We start from the raw sequence: 17,437 nt of genomic DNA, 5'->3' as shown, positions 1-17,437 counted from the left end.
CGCTTTCGAAAGGAGAAAAGATATGACTGCAAAAGCAACTCCGATCCGAGGGGCCGCGATCGTACCGCCCGAAACCCATCAGCAGCGGGCGCATGGGCCGTTCCAGCTTCGCCGTATCCGTCCCGGCATCACACTGGGACAACCCAGCGACGCGGGATTCGGCGGGCTGGGAACCATCGACCACGCCAAGCTGCAGCCCGGCCTCGTCGTTAGGATGCATGAGCATCGCAATGATGAGATCATAAGCTACATGCGTGCTGGCCGGATGAAGCATACCGACTCCGCCGGACGTAGCGAGGTCATATCCTCCGATCGCCTCATGGTCATGAATGCCGGCCACGGCTTGTCCCACGAGGAGGAAGTGGTCGGCAACGATCAGATCGAGATGCTCCAGATCTTCGTCCGACCCCAGGCGGCTGAGATGAAGCCGGAAGTCCAGTTCGTCGAACTCAACGAGGCGCAGCGTGATGGTCAATGGCGGCTCCTGACGGGTCCGGTCGGTGCGACCGCTCCAACTTTCGTCCGCCAGGCAATGTACCTCTACGACATTCGCCTGTCGGCTGGCCAAAGCATCGACGTGCCATCAAAGGTCGGCTTCGACCGATGGCTCTACGTCTTCAACGGCGAGGCATCGGTCGGTGAGCAGCGGATCGGAAAGCATGCGGCACTCATGATTGCGGCGGATCAGACCGCGATGGTGACGGCAGCCGTGGGCTCGGACCTTGTCGTCTTCCTCGTGGACCGGAGTTCGAATTACTCCCGTGAAGGTACGATGAGCGGCTGATTGCTCGAATGCAGATGCAAGTGGAGAATATCATCGCGTCCAAAGGAACTGCCGTCGTCACCGGAGCCGCCGCCGGCATCGGTCAGACTTTCCAACATCGTCGGCGTGATCTTGTTCCTGTGCTCGAAGGACTCGTCTTTCGTGACAGGCCAGACCATTGCGGCAGACGGCGGCAACGTCCGGAACTGAAGGGTCAATACTGCGATGACATTCCCCCGCTGCCCGCAACGGCGAGCGGGGTCTTTCTATTTCAGCCGCGCTTTAAGGAACTCGATGAAGCGCTGGGTTTTCGCTGGCAGCAGTCTCGTCTCCGTGATTGCGTAGACGGGCGTCTGCGCCCCGCACCAGCCTGGCAGGATCCGCTTCAACCGGTTGTCGGCCAGCTCCTCGGAGACGATCTCGTCTGGGAGCATGGCGATCCCCATGTCGAGCGAAGCGAGACGTCTGATCATCCCCACGCTGTTGAGGCGGAACCGCCCGTCGATCTCGGCCTCCACCGTCTCCTTGCCATTGTGAAGCGTCCACACCTTCGTCTTCAGCATGTAGAGACATTGATGTTCGGCCAAGTCTGAGGGTTTCGTCGGTTCCCCGTTGCGTTCCAGATACCGAGGTGACGCGAAGAGATGGGGAGACAGGCGGGCGAGCGGGCGCGCGATCATGTGAGAGGGTTCCGGCTCGCCCATCCGGATGGCGACGTCGAAAGGTTCTGCGACTAGATCGACGCGTCTCGGCGTCAGGTCGAACTCGAACGTGATGCCGGGGTAAAGACCTGCAAAGTCGGCGATAAGCGGCGCGAGATAGGTGTTGGCGAAGTCCACGGGCAAGGAAACCCTGAGAAGCCCGCTGGGCTGTTCCAGCATCTCCCCGAGCTGTTCGTGGGCGAGCCTAGCCTCATCGACGATGCGCTTGCATCGTTCGAAATAGATCTGCCCGGCTTCCGTCAGTTCGATCCGGCGTGTCGTCCGGTGCAGGAGCCTGAGCCCGATTGCTTTCTCTAAGGCGCTGATACGGCGCGATAGGGTCGAATTCGGGACGTCGATGACCTCTGCGGCTCCGCGGAAGCTCTTCGCCTTCACAACCTCGACGAACAGAGCCATGTCGTTCAGCAGCTCCAATGAATTGCCTCACCAATGGATCAATCATTTCCATTTTAGCCACTTTATCGCTCTTCGTGAAGCAGCCATCTGTATGAGGACGCAATCAGCAAGGACTGCCACACATGAGCAAACTCTTCACCCCTGTTCGCCTCGGTCGCTACGAACTCTCCAACCGCGTCATCATGGCTCCGATGACGCGATCCCGCGCGAACGACAGTGACGGCGTGATCAACGATATCGTGCCGACCTATTACAGCCAGCGCGCCGGCGCCGGGTTGATCATCAGCGAGGGTGTCTACCCGTCGGCAAACGGCAAGGGCTACGTCAGCACGCCTGGCATCGAGACCGACGCCCAGGTCGAGGCCTGGAAGCGTGTGACGGATGCTGTCCATGCCCGCGGTTCCCGCATCTTCATGCAGATCATGCATTGCGGACGGATTTCGCATCCTTCGATGCAGCCCGGAAACGCGCTGCCTGTCGCGCCGTCGGCGATCCAGCCTCCGGGTCAGACCTGGACGGCAACCGGTCAGCAGGACTTTGTGACCCCGCACGAACTGACGGTCGCCGAAATCCACGAGGTCATTTCCAGATATCGCACCGCCACGCGACGCGCTATCGAGGCCGGATTCGACGGCGTCGAACTTCACGGCGCTTCCGGCTACCTCCCGGAACAGTTCCTGGCGTCCGGAAGCAACAAACGCAAGGACGAATACGGCGGATCGACGGCCAACCGCGCACAGTTCATCCTCGAAGTGCTGGCAGCCATTGTTGAGGAAGCCGGCGGCGATCGCGTGGGCCTGAAGATCTCTCCGGAGATGAACTTCAACGGCATCGTCGACGAGAGCCCGCAGGCGACGTACTGGGAACTGGTGGACAAGCTGAATGTCTTTGGCCTTGCCCATCTTCATGTCGCACTCTTCGGCGCGCCGATCGACTACCACGCGCTTCTCAAGCCTCGCTTCAAAGGCACGTACCTGATGGGAGGCGGGCTCGACCAGACTTCCGCCGAGGTTGCCCTCGATGCGGGCCGAGCCGATGCGACCGTATTCGGCGCTGCCTTTCTCGTCAATCCCGACCTGCCCGTCCGTTTTGCGAAGGATGCGCCTCTCAATTCGCCTGACAAGGCTACGTTCTACGGCGGCGACGCGAAAGGTTACATCGACTATCCGGAGCTTGAGGCCACCCAGGCGGCATAATGCAGCAGCCGGAAACGAGAAAAATCGGGCCCAGCCGGTGCAAACCGGCTGGGCCTTCTTATAGCCGCCTGATTTCCCAGCGTCCGGGACCCCACGAGAGGCTCGACGATCGGCTCGTGGCGGGTTTGGGAAATGGTTATTCGAAGGGCCTCACATCCTCGCCACCCTTCTTCACCCACAGGCGCTTGCGAACCACGACCTCTGCGAGACCGATCACGCCTGACCTGCGACGCGGCGCGGTGGCGTGGCGCGGGCTAGAAAGGCCTTGAACGCCTCGAGCGTCTCCGCGCTGGCATGATGCTCCATTCCTTCCGCGTCAATGCGTGCCGTTTCCGGCGAGACGCCAATCGAGCACAGGAAGGATTCGACGATATGGTGCCGTTCGCGGCAGAGTTCCGCGAGCTTCTGGCCGGCCTCCGTGAGAAAGATGCCGCGGTAGCGGCGCTGCTGGATGTAGCCCTCGGAAATAAGCCTCTTCAGCATCTTGGCGACGGTCGGCTGGGCCACCCCCAGACGCTGGGCGATATCAACCTGGCGGGCTTCCCCACCATCCTCGATCAGGTCGGCGATGAGTTCGACATAGTCTTCGACGAGTTCGGTCCGGCGATTGTTCCGCGTCTGGCGGAAGCTCTCGACCTGCGCGTCTGCATTGATCAGGCTCGATTCCACCTCGGGCCCGATTTTCTCATGCTTCGACAATCCAATGTTCCTTGTATGGAAGTGCTATGACCATGAGATAGTATAGCCAAGGCTATTTTTCAATCCAGCACCGAATATTCATTGCGTGCGAGAGCGGCAGCGGCACTAAGCATCTCCATCAAATTATAGCACTTGCTATAATCAACCTCCTATGCTCTATTTCTTGTAAATTGCTAATTGAGGGCGGAGCCAACATGTTGAGATGGGCGCAGGCGGCATTGAGCAGACGGAGCCTGCTGTTGGGCGGCGGTGCCGCGACGATCGGCGCGACAGCGATCTGCTCCACCAACACGGTGGCTCAGGAAAACCACGGCAACCATGCAACGGCAGCCGGGGCGCAGAGTTCCGCCGCCGTGCCCTCCCATCAGTCCGGGCACGGGGCGATGATCACCGTCGGGACGGTGGACAATGAACGCAATGGCTTCCATCCGACGAAAATGCTGACGGACTGGTACACCGGCACGGTCACCGATCTGCCGGACGGAAGAAAGCTCCGGACCTTCGAAATCACCGCCGAGGATAAGGAGATCGAGATCGCGCCCGGCGTGATGTTTCCCGCCTGGACCTACAATGGCCGCGTGCCGGGTCCGGCGCTCCGCGCCACCGAGGGGGAGCGGCTCAAGATCGTCTTCAGGAACAACGGATCCCATCCCCACTCAATGCACTTCCATGGCATCCACTCGGCTCGCATGGATGGAGTGCCCGGCGCGGGCGTGATCGCGCCCGGAGACGAATTCGTCTATGAATTCGATGCCAGACCTTTCGGCTGCCATCTCTATCACTGCCATGCCCTTCCTCTGGCGAGGCACATTCACAAGGGTATGTACGGTATCTTCGTCATCGACCCGGACCCGGCGCGTCACCCAGAGAATGCCGAAATGGCAAAATCCCGCCTCCTCGGTTCGCCGGAAAATGTCGAGTGGCAGGAGATGGCGATGGTCATGAACGCCTTCGACACCACTTTCGATGGTGAGAACGAGTTCTATGCCTGCAACACCATCGCCCATTGCTATACGAAGGAACCGATCAAGGTCGAAAAAGGGAGGCCGGTACGGATCTATCTGGTCAACATCACCGAGTTCGACCCAATCAACTCGTTCCACCTCCATGGGAACTTTTTTGACTACTTCGACCAGGGAACGACGCTGACCCCGACGCTGCGGACGGTCGATCTTATCATGCAATGCCAGGCACAACGCGGCATCCTGGAGTTCACCTACAGGGAGCACGAAGTCGGGCTTTACATGTTCCACGCCCACCAGTCCGAATTCGCCGAACTCGGCTGGATGGGCATGTTCGATGTCGTGGAGACGCTGTCATGAACGAGAACCCGCGCAACTTCCGCCCGGTCTCCACCGTCGCGCCGACCCCACGGCATCTTCTGTGGCTCGTCTTACCGCTGATCGTGCTGATCGCCGCAGTGCTGTGGCTGCTGCAGAGCGACCCCCTGCGAGGTTTCAACAACGGTGCCCCGCCTGTCGAGAACCTGACGATCGAACGAACCGTGCTCGATGAAAACGGTCTGCGGCTCAAGGTGCGCGGCGGCGGATCGGAACCGATGACGATCGCGCAGGTGCAGGTCGACGCCGCCTACTGGCAGTTCACTCAGGAACCCGCCGGAACGATACCGCGCGGCGACACTGCCTGGGTGGCGATCCCCTTCCCGTGGGTTCTCGGTGAGGCGCACAAGGTCACATTCGTCACCAACACTGGTGCGACCTTCGATCACGAAATTCCGGTGGCCGTCCCTACGCCGAAGGTCAGCGGAAACGCACTTGTTTCCCAAGCACTGCTCGGAGCCTTCGTCGGAATCCTGCCAGTGGCAATCGGACTGTTGTGCTATCCGGCGCTGCGCGGCGCGGGCCGCAACACCATGACGTTCCTGCTGGCGATGACCGTCGGTCTCCTTGCCTTCCTGTTTGTCGACACTATCCAAGAAGCATTGGAATTCGCGACCGCGTCGGCGGCGATTTTCCAGGGCAGCGTGATGGTGATCCTGACAGCGGTGGCCAGCTTCCTCATGCTCGTCGCGATCGGCCGCCGCCAGGGTTCACCGACCGGTCTTGCGCTTGCGGCCTATATCGCCCTCGGCATCGGACTGCACAATTTCGGCGAAGGTCTGGCCATCGGTGCTGCGTTTGCGGCGGGCGCGGCGGGGCTCGGGACGTTCCTGGTGCTCGGCTTCACGCTTCACAACATCACCGAAGGGATCGGCATCGCCGCCCCCCTCCTGAAAGTCCGCCCGAAGCTCGTTCATTTTCTCGGCCTGACATTGCTCGCCGGCGGCCCCGCGGTCTTCGGGATCTGGCTCGGAAGCCTCGCCGTCGCGCCGCAGTGGACCGCAATTGCTCTGGCGATCGGCGCTGGTGCTATCGCGCAGGTCATACTGGAAGTCACGGGCCTGCTTGCCAGGAGCGACAGCGACCGGGCCAGCTACACTCAGGTTCTGACACCTGCAGCTTTGAGCGGTATCGCGGCCGGGCTAGCGTTCATGTACGCGACCGCCATGCTCGTCAAGATCTGACGCCATCGCCAACAGATGGACCTGCGAGAGCGCCGCGCAGCAGCAGCTTATCCGTTACGCCGATGCGGCGTCATGGTTTGCCATGGGCACTGTGATCCTCGGCGGGCGGCGTCGCAGTGACTTTACCTTTGCCCTGGACCACGAATTCGACCTCGACCGAGCCCGCCTTCTCGAACTGCAGCGTAGCCTTGAACTTCTCCCCCTCGGCGGGCCGCCCCTTGGGGTTGAAGGGCATGATATGCGCACCGCCCGGCTGGAGGCTGACGGTCGCGCCCGGGGCTATCTCGATCCCGTCCTTCGCAGGCCGCATCCTCGCGACCCCGTCGACGATCGAGGACTCGTGGATCTCCAGGCGCGCGGCCACCGGTGTGCTCCCGCCCAGCAGGCGATCAGACTCCGCGCCTGTGTTCACGATGGTCAGATATCCGCCAAGTACCGGAGCCACCGGAGGTGCCTTGGCCGACCATGGATGCTTCAGCTCCAGGCTTCCGGCCTTGAAATCGTGCGCGGCGGAAATGCCGGGAACCGCGAGCGCAAGCATGAGAGCCGCGACCCGCCTGTTTCTACGATCCTGGACTTCATTCAGTATTCTCCACACGCGGACCAGTCGAATCCCATCAGAGGTCTCCATAGCCGAACAACTGCATCGGATTCCACACCGAAACGACGCCGACTACGCTGGACATCACGGACGCCTCACCTGATCGGGCGCAGCAGCCGCAGCGCGTTCATCGTGACCAGAACGGTTGCTCCTGTGTCGGCGAGGATCGCAGGCCATAGCCCAGTGATGCCGATGATGGTGGTCACTAGGAACACGGCCTTCAGCCCAAGCGCTATCGTGATGTTCTGGAAAATGTTCTGCATCGTCCGCTTCGAGAGATCGACCATAAGGCCGACATCCCCTACCCGACCGTGCAGCACAGCCGCGTCAGCCGTCTCGAGGGCAACGTCGGTGCCCCCACCCATCGCGATCCCGACATCGGCAGCCGCAAGCGCCGGAGCGTCGTTGATGCCGTCGCCGATCTTGCCGACGACGTAGCCGTCCTTCTTCAGTTCGCCGACGATCCGCTGCTTGTCTTCGGGCATGAGCTCGGCACGGACCTCGATACCGAGCTGCGCGCCGATGGCCGTGGCAGTCCGCTTGTTGTCGCCCGTCAGCATCACCGTCTTGATGCCCGCATCGGTCAGGGCCTTCAGCCCCGCAACGGCATCGAGCCGCGGCTCGTCGCGCATCGCGATGGCCCCTGCGAGGACGTCGCCGACGATCAGCACCGACACCGTCTTTCCCTCGTCGTTGAGCGATGTGATCTTCCTGGAGTGCGCCATCGGCACCGTCACGCGTTCGGCGGCAGCCTTCGGAGAGCCAAAGAACACTTCCACGCCGTCCACGACCGCTGTGACGCCCTTGCCGCCAAGCGCCTTCGCCTCGGTGACGGCCGGAGCATCGATCCCGTCCTCGTTTGCCTTGTCGAGGATGGCGAGTGCGAGTGGATGGCTGGATCCGGTCTCGAGCGCGGCAGCGTAGCGCAGCACATCTTCCACGTTGCGGCCGAACGGCACGACATCCGTCACCTTGGGCTTGCCCTCCGTAAGCGTGCCCGTCTTGTCGAAGGCGATGGCGGTCAGCTTTCCAAGTCCCTCGAGGACCGCTCCACCCTTCATGAGCAGGCCGCGGCGGGCACCCGAAGACAGCGACGCCGCAATGGCCGCCGGGGTCGAGATGACAAGCGCGCATGGGCAGCCGATCAGGAGCACCGCAAGGCCCTTGTACACCCATTCGCTCCAGACGCCGCCGGCGAAGAGCGGCGGTATGATGGCGACGAGTGCGGCAACTACGACGACGCCTGGCGTGTAGTAGCGTGAGAAGCGGTCGATGAAGCGCTCCATCGGAGCCTTCGATTCTTGCGCTTCCTCGACGAGGCGCACGACGCGGGCGATCGTGTTGTCCTGGGCCGCGGCCGTCACGCGTACGCGCAGCGCCGCGTCGCCGTTCACGGTGCCCGCGAAGACTAGGTCATCGACACCCTTGCGGACCGGAACGCTCTCGCCCGTCACGGGAGCCTCGTCTACCGAACTTTCACCAGCGACGATCACGCCGTCGGCGGAGATCCTATCTCCGGGTCGGACGAGGATGATCGATCCGACGGCGAGTGTTTCAGCCGGAACCTCGCGGGTCTTTCCACCCACCTCCAACAGTGCTGTCTTCGGCACCAGCGCGGTCAGCGACTTGATGCTGTCGCGCGCCTTGCCGGCGGCGACACCTTCGAGCAGTTCGCCGACGAGGAACAGGAAGACAACCGCGGCGGCCTCCTCGGTGGCGTTGATGACCAGCGCCCCGACCGCCGCGATGGTCATGAGCATTTCGATCGAGAACGGCGTCCCGGCGAATGCGGCCATGATGGCGCGTCGGGCGATCGGAACGAGCCCAACCAACATAGCGACCATGAACGCGTAGGTCTCGATCGCCGGGAAAAGATGGCCGATGCCATAGGCCACGACAAGCGAGCCTCCGGCCAGGATCGTCAGCCGACCTTTTTTGCTTCGCCACCAAAGGCCTTCGCTTGGCCCATGGTCGTGTCCGTGCAGGCCTTCGATTTCCGCTCCGGAAGATGCCTCATGCTCGTGGCCCGCGTGTTCACCGGCTGCCGGGGTTGGGGCAGCCGAGACCCTTGCGGTCCTGACAATCGGCGCGATCGAGTAGCCGAGGCCCGATACCTTCTTCTGCAGAGCATCGAGGTCTGCCGTGGGCGCGTGGGTGATAGTCATCGTGCCTGAGGTCACCGACACACTCACCTCTTCGATATCCGGAAGGCGGCGGACGGCGGTATCGATCTTGCTGGCGCAGGAGGCGCAATCCATTCCGCCGACACGAAAACGGGTTTGACTGCTGCTTGGTTGGGAGACGGCCGCATGCGTGTGATCGTGGTCGTCGTGTGAATGCGAGCAGCCGGGTCCGTGCGCGTGGCCCGGTTTCGGCTCGCCGATCACGCTGGGCCTTGCTTCGATGGCTTTCGCCTTGTAGCCGAGCCGGGACAGCTTTGGGCCGATTGCATCAAGATCGCTGCTGCCATCATGGCTTACTGTCATCGTGCCAGCCGTAACAGATACCGAGACATCAGAGACTCCAGGCATGCGCCTGACAGCGGCGTCGATCTTGCTCGCACATGAAGCACAGTCCATACCCTCAACTCTGAATCTCGTCTGCAGCGGTCCGCTCATCGATCAATCCTCATGCTGTTCGTGAGCCTGTGTACGACCTCTAGCTACTAGAGGTGCAAGTGAAAATCGCCGACCGAGTGAAATTCGTCATGCGCAGGTTAGCGGATTTTAGAGTGTGGCCCGGCCGTCCCCGGAGATCCGTATTGGGCATGGCCTTGCCGCTTGATGAGAAATTGATGCGCCCGTTGACCGCAGGTTCGGATGCCGCAGCGATCTGACAATCGCAGATTCATCGCCTGCTTACCCGAGTCCTCGAATTGGCAGGCCCGCCTTGAGATAACCTTCGATAAAATGCTGGCGATCCGCATCGTGGCGGAACGGTTGCGTCTTCCCCCACTCTCCGGCGTCAAAATGCGGAAACTCCGCAAGGAATTTTCTCGCCACTTTGCACGCGTCCGTTGTCCGCCCAAGTTGCGCCAACGCCGCCGCGAGATTGCGTTTTGCGCCAGGTCCACCTGCCAATGGGTTGCGAAGCGTTTCGACGGCATCCTTATATCGACCGGCGGCATATTGGGCCCAGCCGAGAAACGAGAAATAGTCTCCGGGAGGATATGGGTTCAAACGAAAGCTGTTCTGTGCGCATTCAATCGCTTCCGTAGCCCGCCCCTCGAACACCCTGAGATCGGCAAGCATGGCCCAGCCCTCGGCATGATTGGCGTTCAGCCGAAGCCCTTGTTCGAATTCGGCCACACCTGCTTCGAGTTCACCCTCGTAAGCCCGCAGGAATCCCAGAACGATGTGGGCGTCCGCATTTTCCGGATCGATTTCCACGGCTTTTCGGGCAGCAGATCGAGCTAACTTGCGATGTTCCTCGACAGGCTCACCACAGTACAACGCACCGAAATGGTGACTCATCGCGAGCCAAGCGTGTGCCGCTGCAAAGTCCGGATCAATTTCGATGGCCTTGGACAGCAGTGGGCGCGCCGCTCTGGTTTCCCGAAGTGATTGCGTCGCCAGCGCCCGCCCGCGCACGAACAGGTCATAGGCCTCGAGATCGGTTACCCTACGCTTAGGAAAGGGTCTCGCCGCAGGCAGAACGTCGGCAAGAGCGTTGATGATCTTAGCGGTGACTTCGTCCTGCAGTGTGAAGATGTCCGCCAAATCGCGATCGATCCGCTCAGCCCACAGACAGCTCGTGTTGGACGCATCGATCAGCTGCGCATTGATCCGCACGCGCGTTGATGCCCTCCGCACACTGCCCTCGATGAGATAGCGAACGCCAAGCTCTCTGCCGATCACGCGCAGATCGCTCGATCGGTCCCGGTAGGCAAAGCTCGAATGACGGGCGATCACCAATAGGCCTTGAACCTTGGAAAGATCGGTAATTAGGTCTTCGGCGAGACCATCGGCAAAATATGCCTGCTCCACGTCGCTGTTCATCGTGGTGAACGGTAAGACGGCGATCGAAGCCACCTGCGGGAGTTCCACCGAGACGCCTGAGTTCCAAACCTCCAGCGCTAGGGGTGCGGGGTGTGCCAGCATGGCCTCCCAGCCAACTCGGTACACCCGGATGGGTCGGCTGATGTTCTTCAGCGCGCACTCACCCTGATCGTCAAAGTGGACCGGCAACTTGCGCTCGACGTGCTCATGGACAGTGTGGCTTATAAGTACACCCCCTGGTTCAGCCATCGCCTCCAGTCGCGCAGCGATATTGACCCCATCCCCGAACAAGTCATCGTGGTCAGTCAGGATGTCACCAAGATTGATGCCAATGCGGAATGTCAGTCGGCGGTCTTCGGCAACACCTCTGTTCCGCTCGGCAATCGCTCGCTGGAGATCTACGGCGCAGCGCACCGCTTCAATGGCGCTCGCGAATTCCACGAGGAGCCCGTCCCCTGCCGTTTTGACAATACGCCCCCTGTGTATTTCCACGGCCGGCCGAACGACATCGCGCAACAACACCTGCAGTCGCTCATGAGTGCCCTCCTCGTCGCGCTCCATTAAGCGACTGTAGCCTGCGACATCAGCCGCAAGAATCACTGCCAGCTTCCTTTCGGGTCCGGCAGAAATGAAGATCGGTTCGCCATCGTCCGACATAGGACGAGGTTACGCTGCGGTAGTCTCGCCTTCAAGCAACAACGTTTCGCCATTACTGGGGATGATACGCGGCACGATGCGCAGGTTGGCTGGGTCCGCCTCCTCGCAACGATGACGACAAGCATCGGCGGGCCACTGGCCAGCTGAAAGAGGCATTCTCAGGATCGCGCTCCCGTTGACACATCATGCGATCTTTTGAGCACAGAACGGAAACATCCCGCTGGTGCGCGCGTCTAAGGGCCGGCTCGGACGCGTGCACGCGCTCTGAGGAAGATGAAGATCGACCCTAAGCGGACCTTCGACAAGACATCAAGCTCGCTGACGCGATCGGCTACCGCGTTCTGGGCACGCACACCCTGCCGCCAGAAGCATGGATCGAAGGCTATTACGAGGTGCTCGAGCCGCGCGCCGCGGCACTCATCGGGCACAAGGATCTCGCAGTGCGATCGTTCGCGCAGGAGACGTTGAAGGAAATCGAGATCTTCAACTCGGCTGGCGGCAGCTACGGCTATGTCTTCCACCTGCTCCAGCGATCGTGAGGGTCGCGTTTTCGCCATGTTCTTACGACGCGCCAAGGATCGCTGGGGCCATTGTTCGCCTTTTGATCTTGCGATCGTATACCCATGGCCCTTTAATGTGAGAAGCCTAGCTGGCAGCCAACTGGCTGAGGAGACCCGCGCTCATGAAGCCAATGAACGAAAAGCACCTCGCGGTTCTGCGCAGGCACATGGTCGAGGTGATTGCAATCTATGCCGACCTTGAAAGCGAAGAACTGGGCAAGGCGGCGTTCGATGAAAGGGTGATGGCAGCGATGCTGCGGGTGCCCCGGCATCTCTTCGTGCCCGCACCGGCTGCGCCCTTTGCTTACCAGGACATGCCGCTGCCGATCGGCTTCGATAAAACCGTGTCGCAGCCCTTCATGGTCGCTCTCATGACCGATCTCCTTGCTCCCCAACCGCATGAGGCAGTGCTCGAGATCGGCACCGGCTTGGGCTACCAAACCGCAATCCTCGCGGAACTCGCCGGGCAAGTTTGGAGCGTCGAAATCATCGAGGAATTTGCAAACCATGCCGAGGCTCTCCTCCGGGGCCTCGGCATGTCAAATGTCGGCATTCGTATCGGCGACGGGTCTCGCGGTTGGCCTGAGCGCGCGCCATTCGACAAGATCCTTGTCACGGCGGCGGCCGAGGAGGCGCCGCCGGCTTTGCTTGAGCAGCTCAAGCCAATGGGCCGTCTGGTTCTTCCTGTGGGCTCTGAACACCAGTTTCTGACTGTCATCGATAAGGATTCGGCGGGACAACTCGCGGCGCGGCAACTCATCCCGGTTCGGTTCAGCCGGCTCGAGACGGTCTGATGCGCGTGGACATTTGGCGCAATAGACCCATCACAGACTACTCTGAACGACCGTTTGCCTCGCCCATGCAGACGCTCGGCTTCTTTGCGACGAGCCGATCTGCGAAGAACCCGACCTTCGAAGGGGTCGGCATTCGCATCTCCTCGCCGTGGGCCTTTCCAAGCGGCCATGGAGCGTTACATATGTGCAATCGTCCTGATCTTGGCCGCCATGGTGATCGCACTCCGCAATCTTAGTAAGTCCTATGAGACTGCCGAAGGGCGGCTTGAAGTGTTGAGAGGGATCGATCTCGATCTCGGCGCGGGAGACAGCGTTGCCCTGACAGGGGAGTCTGGCAGCGGCAAGAGCACCCTGCTGCATCTCGTAGCCGGCCTCGACCGCCCGGACTCAGGCGAGATCGTGATCGGGGGCCGCGACATCTCCAAGCTGGATGACCGGGGACGCGCCGGCTACAGGCGGACAGAAGTCGGCCTCGTATTTCAGCAGTTCAACCTTGTCCCCTCACTGGACGTGGCGGCGAACATAGCCTTCCACGCCAAGCTTGCGGGACGCCACGATCCCGCTTGGGAAAATGAACTGGTGGAGCGCCTCGGAATCGGGACATTGCTGACCAGATATCCCGAGCAGCTTTCCAGCGGACAACAGCAGCGAGTGGCGATCGGACGGACGCTCGCCGCGCGTCCCGGCTTGGTTCTGGCAGACGAACCCACAGGAAATCTGGACGAGGCCAACGGAGACGCTGTCCTGGAGCTGATGCTCTCGCTTTCGAAGGGAACCGGATCGACGCTGCTCATGGCGACGCATTCGCGTAGACTGGCGGATTGGCTCGATCGGCAGGTCCATTTGCGGTCCGGGAAAATCACATGACGACTTGGACCGTAGCCACGGCACTCCTGTCGCACTGGCGACGACGGCCGCTGCAGTTCGGCGCTCTCTTGTCGGGCCTGGCGCTGGCGACGGCCCTGTGGTCCGGAGTGCAGGCGATCAACGCAGAAGCCCGCGCGAGCTACACCCGCGCCGCGGTTGTACTCGACCAGAATGGTTTGGCGAACCTGGTTTCTTCAAACGGCAGCTCGGTTCCTCAGTCCGCCTTCGTGCGGCTCAGACGGGCGGGCTGGAACGTGTCGCCAGTTGTGGAGGGGGACTATCGGTTCGGAACCACCCGGTTAAGGGTGATCGGCATCGAGCCCCTGACGATGCCAGCGGAGGCGCAGACCATCGATCTGGGGAATGCCGGGGACTTGCTTTCCTTCATCTCGCCTCCGGGCACGCTGGTTGTCTCTGCTGGAACAGCGGAGAAAATACGAGGGCAGACCGACCTCGCACTGCGTGTTTCGGATCGGATGCTGGACGGGGCCGCCTTCGTCGATATTGGTTTGGCCCAGAGGCTACTAAGAAGAGACGGCGAACTCAGTCGGATTGTGGTCGCCGAAAACCAACGTTCCGGTCTGGAGCCGCTTGAAAAGCTTGTTCCAACGCTCTCAGTTCGCGAGCCGAATGCAGAAACCGACGTCGAGCATCTTACCGAGAGCTTCCATCTCAATTTGACGGCTTTCGGTTTACTCGCCTTCGCCGTCGGGCTGTTCATCGTGTACTCGACGATCGGCCTCGCCTTCGAGCAACGGCGGCCGACCTTCAGAACCCTTCGCTGTCTTGGCGTTTCGTTGAGGGTGCTTGCGGTTCTGCTGCTCGCCGAGCTAGTCCTTTTCGCCCTCGCCGCCGGGGCGGTCGGAGTCGCTATCGGATATCTGGTCGCGTCGCTGCTGCTGCCCGGAGTGGCCGCAACCCTCGAAGGACTCTACGGAGCCAGCGTGCCCGGCACGCTTTCCCTGCGTCCGGAGTGGTGGGTTTCTGGTTTTGCCATCGCGGTGGCCGGAACATTGGTTTCGTCGGCACAGAGCCTGTTGCGCTTGACGAGGGTGCCTTTGCTCGCGGCGGCCCAGCCCCAGACCTGGGGGCGATCGTGGCAAGCGGGGCGGCGGTTTCAGGTGCTGGCCGCAGCGGCTTTGCTAGCCCTCTCGGGAGCTCTTCTTCTGTGGGCTGAAGGACTTGAGGCGGGCTTTGGCGTTCTTGGCTGTCTTCTGCTCGGGGCGTCGCTACTTCTCCCCACCGTGCTCTCCGGATTCCTCACCGTGATGCAGCGGACGTCTTCGCGCGCGCTCGTCACGTGGTTCTGGGCCGATGCGCGGCAGCAGCTCCCCGGACTTTCCCTTGCGCTCATGGCATTGCTTCTTGCTCTGGCGGCAAACGTCGGCGTCGGAACCATGGTGTCGAGCTTCCGTCTCACGTTCGTCGGCTGGCTCGACCAACGTCTCGCCGCCGAGCTTTACGTCGCTGCCCGGAACGAGGGCGAGGCAGACAGGCTCAGGACATGGCTCGCAACGAAGGTGGAATCGGTGCTGCCGATCTCCAGCGTAGATGCCGAGATCCGGGGGCAGCCGATGCAGATCTTCGGTGTCGTTGACGATCCGACCTACAGGAAGCACTGGCCCCTGATCGTTGGCTTGCCGGACGTCTGGGATCGGGTGGCGTCCGGTCAAGGCGTGCTGGTCAACGAACAGTTCTGGAGGCGGGACCGGCTCCGCATCGGCGATCAGCTGGATCTGGCCAGCGACTGGAAGTCGACGGTTGTCGGCGTCTATTCGGATTACGGAAACCCAAAGGGCCAGGTCATCGCCGGAATAAACGCCCTGACCTCTCGCTACCCGCAGGTCTCGCGCCTACGCTACGGTCTGCGGATCCAGCCTGATCAGGTTGCGGACCTACGATCGAGGCTCTCGGACGAATTCGGACTACCACCGGATAACGTCGTCGATCAGGCGGCACTGAAGGAACAGTCACGGCGGATCTTCGATCGCACATTTTTGGTCACAGGCGCGTTGAACATATTCACACTTGGGGTTGCGGCATTAGCTATGTTCTCGAGCCTCCTCACGCTTTCGGAAATGCGCCTCCCGCAGCTTGCGCCCGTGTGGGCCATGGGGATCACAAGACGCGATCTCGCCCTTCTTGAGCTTCTGAGGACCCTGGTGCTCTGGTTGGTGACATTTATTGCCGCTTTGCCACTCGGTCTGGCGCTGGCGTGGGTGCTTCTCGCGGTGGTGAACGTCGAAGCCTTCGGCTGGCGTCTGCCGATGCATATCTTTCCTTATGAGTGGGTCAGGCTCGGTCTCGTCGTGCTCGCCGCTGCGGTCGTTTCCGTATTCATCCCGCTTCGCCGGCTGGCGGGACTCGCGCCGTCGGACCTTCTGAAGGTATTCGCCAATGAGCGTTAGATCGATTGCGTTCGCCTTGGCGGTAATGACCATGGCGAGCTTGTCCGGAAGCCAAGCCGCCTCCGAGGGGTTTGCTGGCCTCGGCTCGGCGGCCGAAGGGTTTTCGGTTCCGCAGCCCGGCCTGCTGTTCCGTTTCCCCGCTGACCACGGCCCACATCCGGACTTCCGGATAGAGTGGTGGTATCTAACGGCCAATCTTGAAGCTCCCGACGGGACGCGATACGGAGCGCAGTGGACCCTTTTCCGGTCAGCGCTTGCTCCACGGGAGGCGAGCGGGTGGTCGAGCCCACAGCTTTGGATGGGTCACGCAGCCGTCACGACTTCCGGAGACCACTTTGTGGCAGAACGTATTTCACGCGGGGGAGTGGGGCAGGCTGGCGTCGTCGCGGAGCCTTTCTCGGCCTGGATCGATGACTGGCAGATGAAGGGACTTGCAGCCCCGGGATCGGATCAGCTGGCCGATCTCAACGTGACTGCAGCCGCAAAGGACTTCGGCTACGAACTCCGCCTGTCGGCCACCGGCCCGCTCGTGCCGCATGGCGATAACGGCTATTCGGTGAAATCAGCGAAGGGACAGGCCAGCTACTATTATTCGCAACCGTTCTACGCGGTGACCGGCTCGCTTGCGCTGCCCACCGGGAATGTCGCGGTGACGGGGAAGGCTTGGCTTGACCGCGAGTGGTCGTCACAGCCGCTCGCGGAAGATCAGACGGGTTGGGACTGGTTCTCGCTGCATCTCGATACAGGGGAGAAGCTCATGGGCTTCCGTCTTCGAGACGCTGGAGAGGGATTTACCTCGGCGACCTGGATCACTGCCGAGGGGCGACCGGAGCCCTTACCCGCGGGAGCTCTCCAGATCGTTCCCGTCCGGACTGCCAAGGTCGCAGGGCGTCGGATTCCAGTGGCCTGGAACGTACGAATTCCCAGTCGCGGCTTTGACGTCACAACCACACCGTTGAACGACCAAGCATGGATGTCTACGTCCACACCGTATTGGGAAGGCCCGATCAGCTTCGGCGGCAACGTCGGCGGGAGGGGGTATCTGGAGATGACTGGGTACTAAACACCTAGATAGCCCTTGACCTCAAAATCCTGATGTGAACGGAATCGAACCAAGGACCCGGGCGATCTCCTTCATCATCGTGCGACGCGGAGCAGCGCCAGCCATCCGCCCGCTGGAGACATGTGCCCCGCGCTCTGCGCAAGGCTGTGATGTTACCGAGGGCACTATTCGATGATGGGAATGATTTCC

At 61.5% G+C, this 17,437-nt stretch carries 15 protein-coding genes and 1 pseudogene; 10 read left to right on the top strand and 6 right to left on the bottom strand.

Annotated elements, in window-relative coordinates:
- Nucleotides 1–22 precede the first annotated feature (22 nt).
- Together AC244_RS08995 and AC244_RS38595 are read left to right on the top strand one after the other, a co-directional pair.
- Complete coding sequence (locus tag AC244_RS08995) at nucleotides 23–784, top strand: pirin family protein (protein WP_053248492.1); 762 nt, start codon at nucleotides 23–25, stop codon at nucleotides 782–784.
- The gene (locus AC244_RS38595; protein ID WP_082366793.1) at nucleotides 785–973 is read left to right on the top strand and encodes an SDR family oxidoreductase; all 189 of its coding nucleotides are present in this window, start codon (nucleotides 785–787) and stop codon (nucleotides 971–973) included. It begins immediately after the preceding gene.
- A gap of 56 nt (nucleotides 974–1,029) precedes the next feature.
- Here the strand turns inward: AC244_RS38595 and AC244_RS08985 are convergent, their stop codons facing one another.
- Nucleotides 1,030–1,899, bottom strand: a complete 870-nt coding sequence (locus tag AC244_RS08985; RefSeq protein WP_053248490.1) for a LysR family transcriptional regulator — start codon at nucleotides 1,897–1,899, stop codon at nucleotides 1,030–1,032.
- Between the two features lie 104 nt (nucleotides 1,900–2,003).
- On the opposite strand from AC244_RS08985, the gene AC244_RS08980 reads away from it, so the two are divergent.
- Nucleotides 2,004–3,077, top strand: coding sequence for an alkene reductase (locus AC244_RS08980; protein WP_053248489.1), 1,074 nt, complete (start codon nucleotides 2,004–2,006; stop codon nucleotides 3,075–3,077).
- 213 nt (nucleotides 3,078–3,290) lie between these two features.
- On the opposite strand, the gene mntR is transcribed toward AC244_RS08980, so the two are convergent.
- Complete coding sequence (mntR, locus tag AC244_RS08975; RefSeq protein ID WP_053248488.1) at nucleotides 3,291–3,776, bottom strand: manganese-binding transcriptional regulator MntR; 486 nt, start codon at nucleotides 3,774–3,776, stop codon at nucleotides 3,291–3,293.
- A 194-nt stretch (nucleotides 3,777–3,970) separates the two neighbouring features.
- Between mntR and AC244_RS08970 the strand changes: the two genes are divergently transcribed.
- Both AC244_RS08970 and AC244_RS08965 read left to right on the top strand, forming a co-directional pair.
- Nucleotides 3,971–5,098, top strand: a complete 1,128-nt coding sequence (locus AC244_RS08970) for a multicopper oxidase domain-containing protein (RefSeq protein ID WP_152975895.1) — start codon at nucleotides 3,971–3,973, stop codon at nucleotides 5,096–5,098.
- On the top strand, nucleotides 5,095–6,300 hold the full coding sequence (locus AC244_RS08965; protein ID WP_053248487.1) for a ZIP family metal transporter: 1,206 nt from the start codon (nucleotides 5,095–5,097) through the stop codon (nucleotides 6,298–6,300). Before AC244_RS08970 ends, AC244_RS08965 begins: the two co-directional genes overlap by 4 nt.
- A gap of 70 nt (nucleotides 6,301–6,370) precedes the next feature.
- On the opposite strand, the gene AC244_RS08960 is transcribed toward AC244_RS08965, so the two are convergent.
- The 4 genes and pseudogenes from AC244_RS08960 to AC244_RS37965 form a co-directional block, all read right to left on the bottom strand.
- The gene (locus tag AC244_RS08960; RefSeq protein ID WP_053248486.1) at nucleotides 6,371–6,841 is read right to left on the bottom strand and encodes a copper chaperone PCu(A)C; all 471 of its coding nucleotides are present in this window, start codon (nucleotides 6,839–6,841) and stop codon (nucleotides 6,371–6,373) included.
- Nucleotides 6,842–6,996: 155 nt separating this feature from the next.
- On the bottom strand, nucleotides 6,997–9,519 hold the full coding sequence (locus AC244_RS08955) for a heavy metal translocating P-type ATPase (RefSeq protein ID WP_082366792.1): 2,523 nt from the start codon (nucleotides 9,517–9,519) through the stop codon (nucleotides 6,997–6,999).
- Between the two features lie 240 nt (nucleotides 9,520–9,759).
- Nucleotides 9,760–10,932, bottom strand: coding sequence for a tetratricopeptide repeat protein (locus tag AC244_RS08950; protein ID WP_234716905.1), 1,173 nt, complete (start codon nucleotides 10,930–10,932; stop codon nucleotides 9,760–9,762).
- A 171-nt stretch (nucleotides 10,933–11,103) separates the two neighbouring features.
- A pseudogene (locus AC244_RS37965) lies at nucleotides 11,104–11,460 on the bottom strand (adenylate/guanylate cyclase domain-containing protein); the annotation flags it as partial.
- Nucleotides 11,461–11,948: 488 nt separating this feature from the next.
- Here AC244_RS37965 and AC244_RS37475 point away from each other — a divergent pair.
- From AC244_RS37475 to AC244_RS08925, 5 genes are all read left to right on the top strand, one after another.
- Nucleotides 11,949–12,095: a hypothetical protein gene (locus AC244_RS37475; RefSeq protein ID WP_202596060.1), complete on the top strand. Its 147-nt coding sequence runs from the start codon at nucleotides 11,949–11,951 to the stop codon at nucleotides 12,093–12,095.
- A 143-nt stretch (nucleotides 12,096–12,238) separates the two neighbouring features.
- Nucleotides 12,239–12,910, top strand: coding sequence for a protein-L-isoaspartate(D-aspartate) O-methyltransferase (locus tag AC244_RS08940; protein ID WP_053248484.1), 672 nt, complete (start codon nucleotides 12,239–12,241; stop codon nucleotides 12,908–12,910).
- Nucleotides 12,911–13,078: 168 nt separating this feature from the next.
- Nucleotides 13,079–13,777 (top strand): ABC transporter ATP-binding protein, encoded by a 699-nt coding sequence (locus AC244_RS08935; RefSeq protein ID WP_082366791.1) that lies wholly within the window; start codon nucleotides 13,079–13,081, stop codon nucleotides 13,775–13,777.
- A complete protein-coding gene (locus AC244_RS08930) occupies nucleotides 13,774–16,185 on the top strand; it encodes an FtsX-like permease family protein (protein ID WP_053248483.1) in 2,412 nt (803 codons plus the stop codon). The genes AC244_RS08935 and AC244_RS08930 overlap by 4 nt, the downstream gene beginning before the upstream one ends.
- Nucleotides 16,175–17,248, top strand: coding sequence for a lipocalin-like domain-containing protein (locus tag AC244_RS08925; protein WP_053248482.1), 1,074 nt, complete (start codon nucleotides 16,175–16,177; stop codon nucleotides 17,246–17,248). The genes AC244_RS08930 and AC244_RS08925 overlap by 11 nt, the downstream gene beginning before the upstream one ends.
- The last annotated feature ends 189 nt before the right edge of the window (nucleotides 17,249–17,437 follow it).

It is taken from the genome of Ensifer adhaerens, assembly GCF_001270265.1.
Taxonomy (GTDB): Bacteria; Pseudomonadota; Alphaproteobacteria; order Rhizobiales; family Rhizobiaceae; genus Ensifer; species Ensifer adhaerens_B.
The sequence above is the reverse complement of the archived record's forward strand: the minus strand, read 5'-3'. Positions and strand labels throughout refer to the sequence as shown.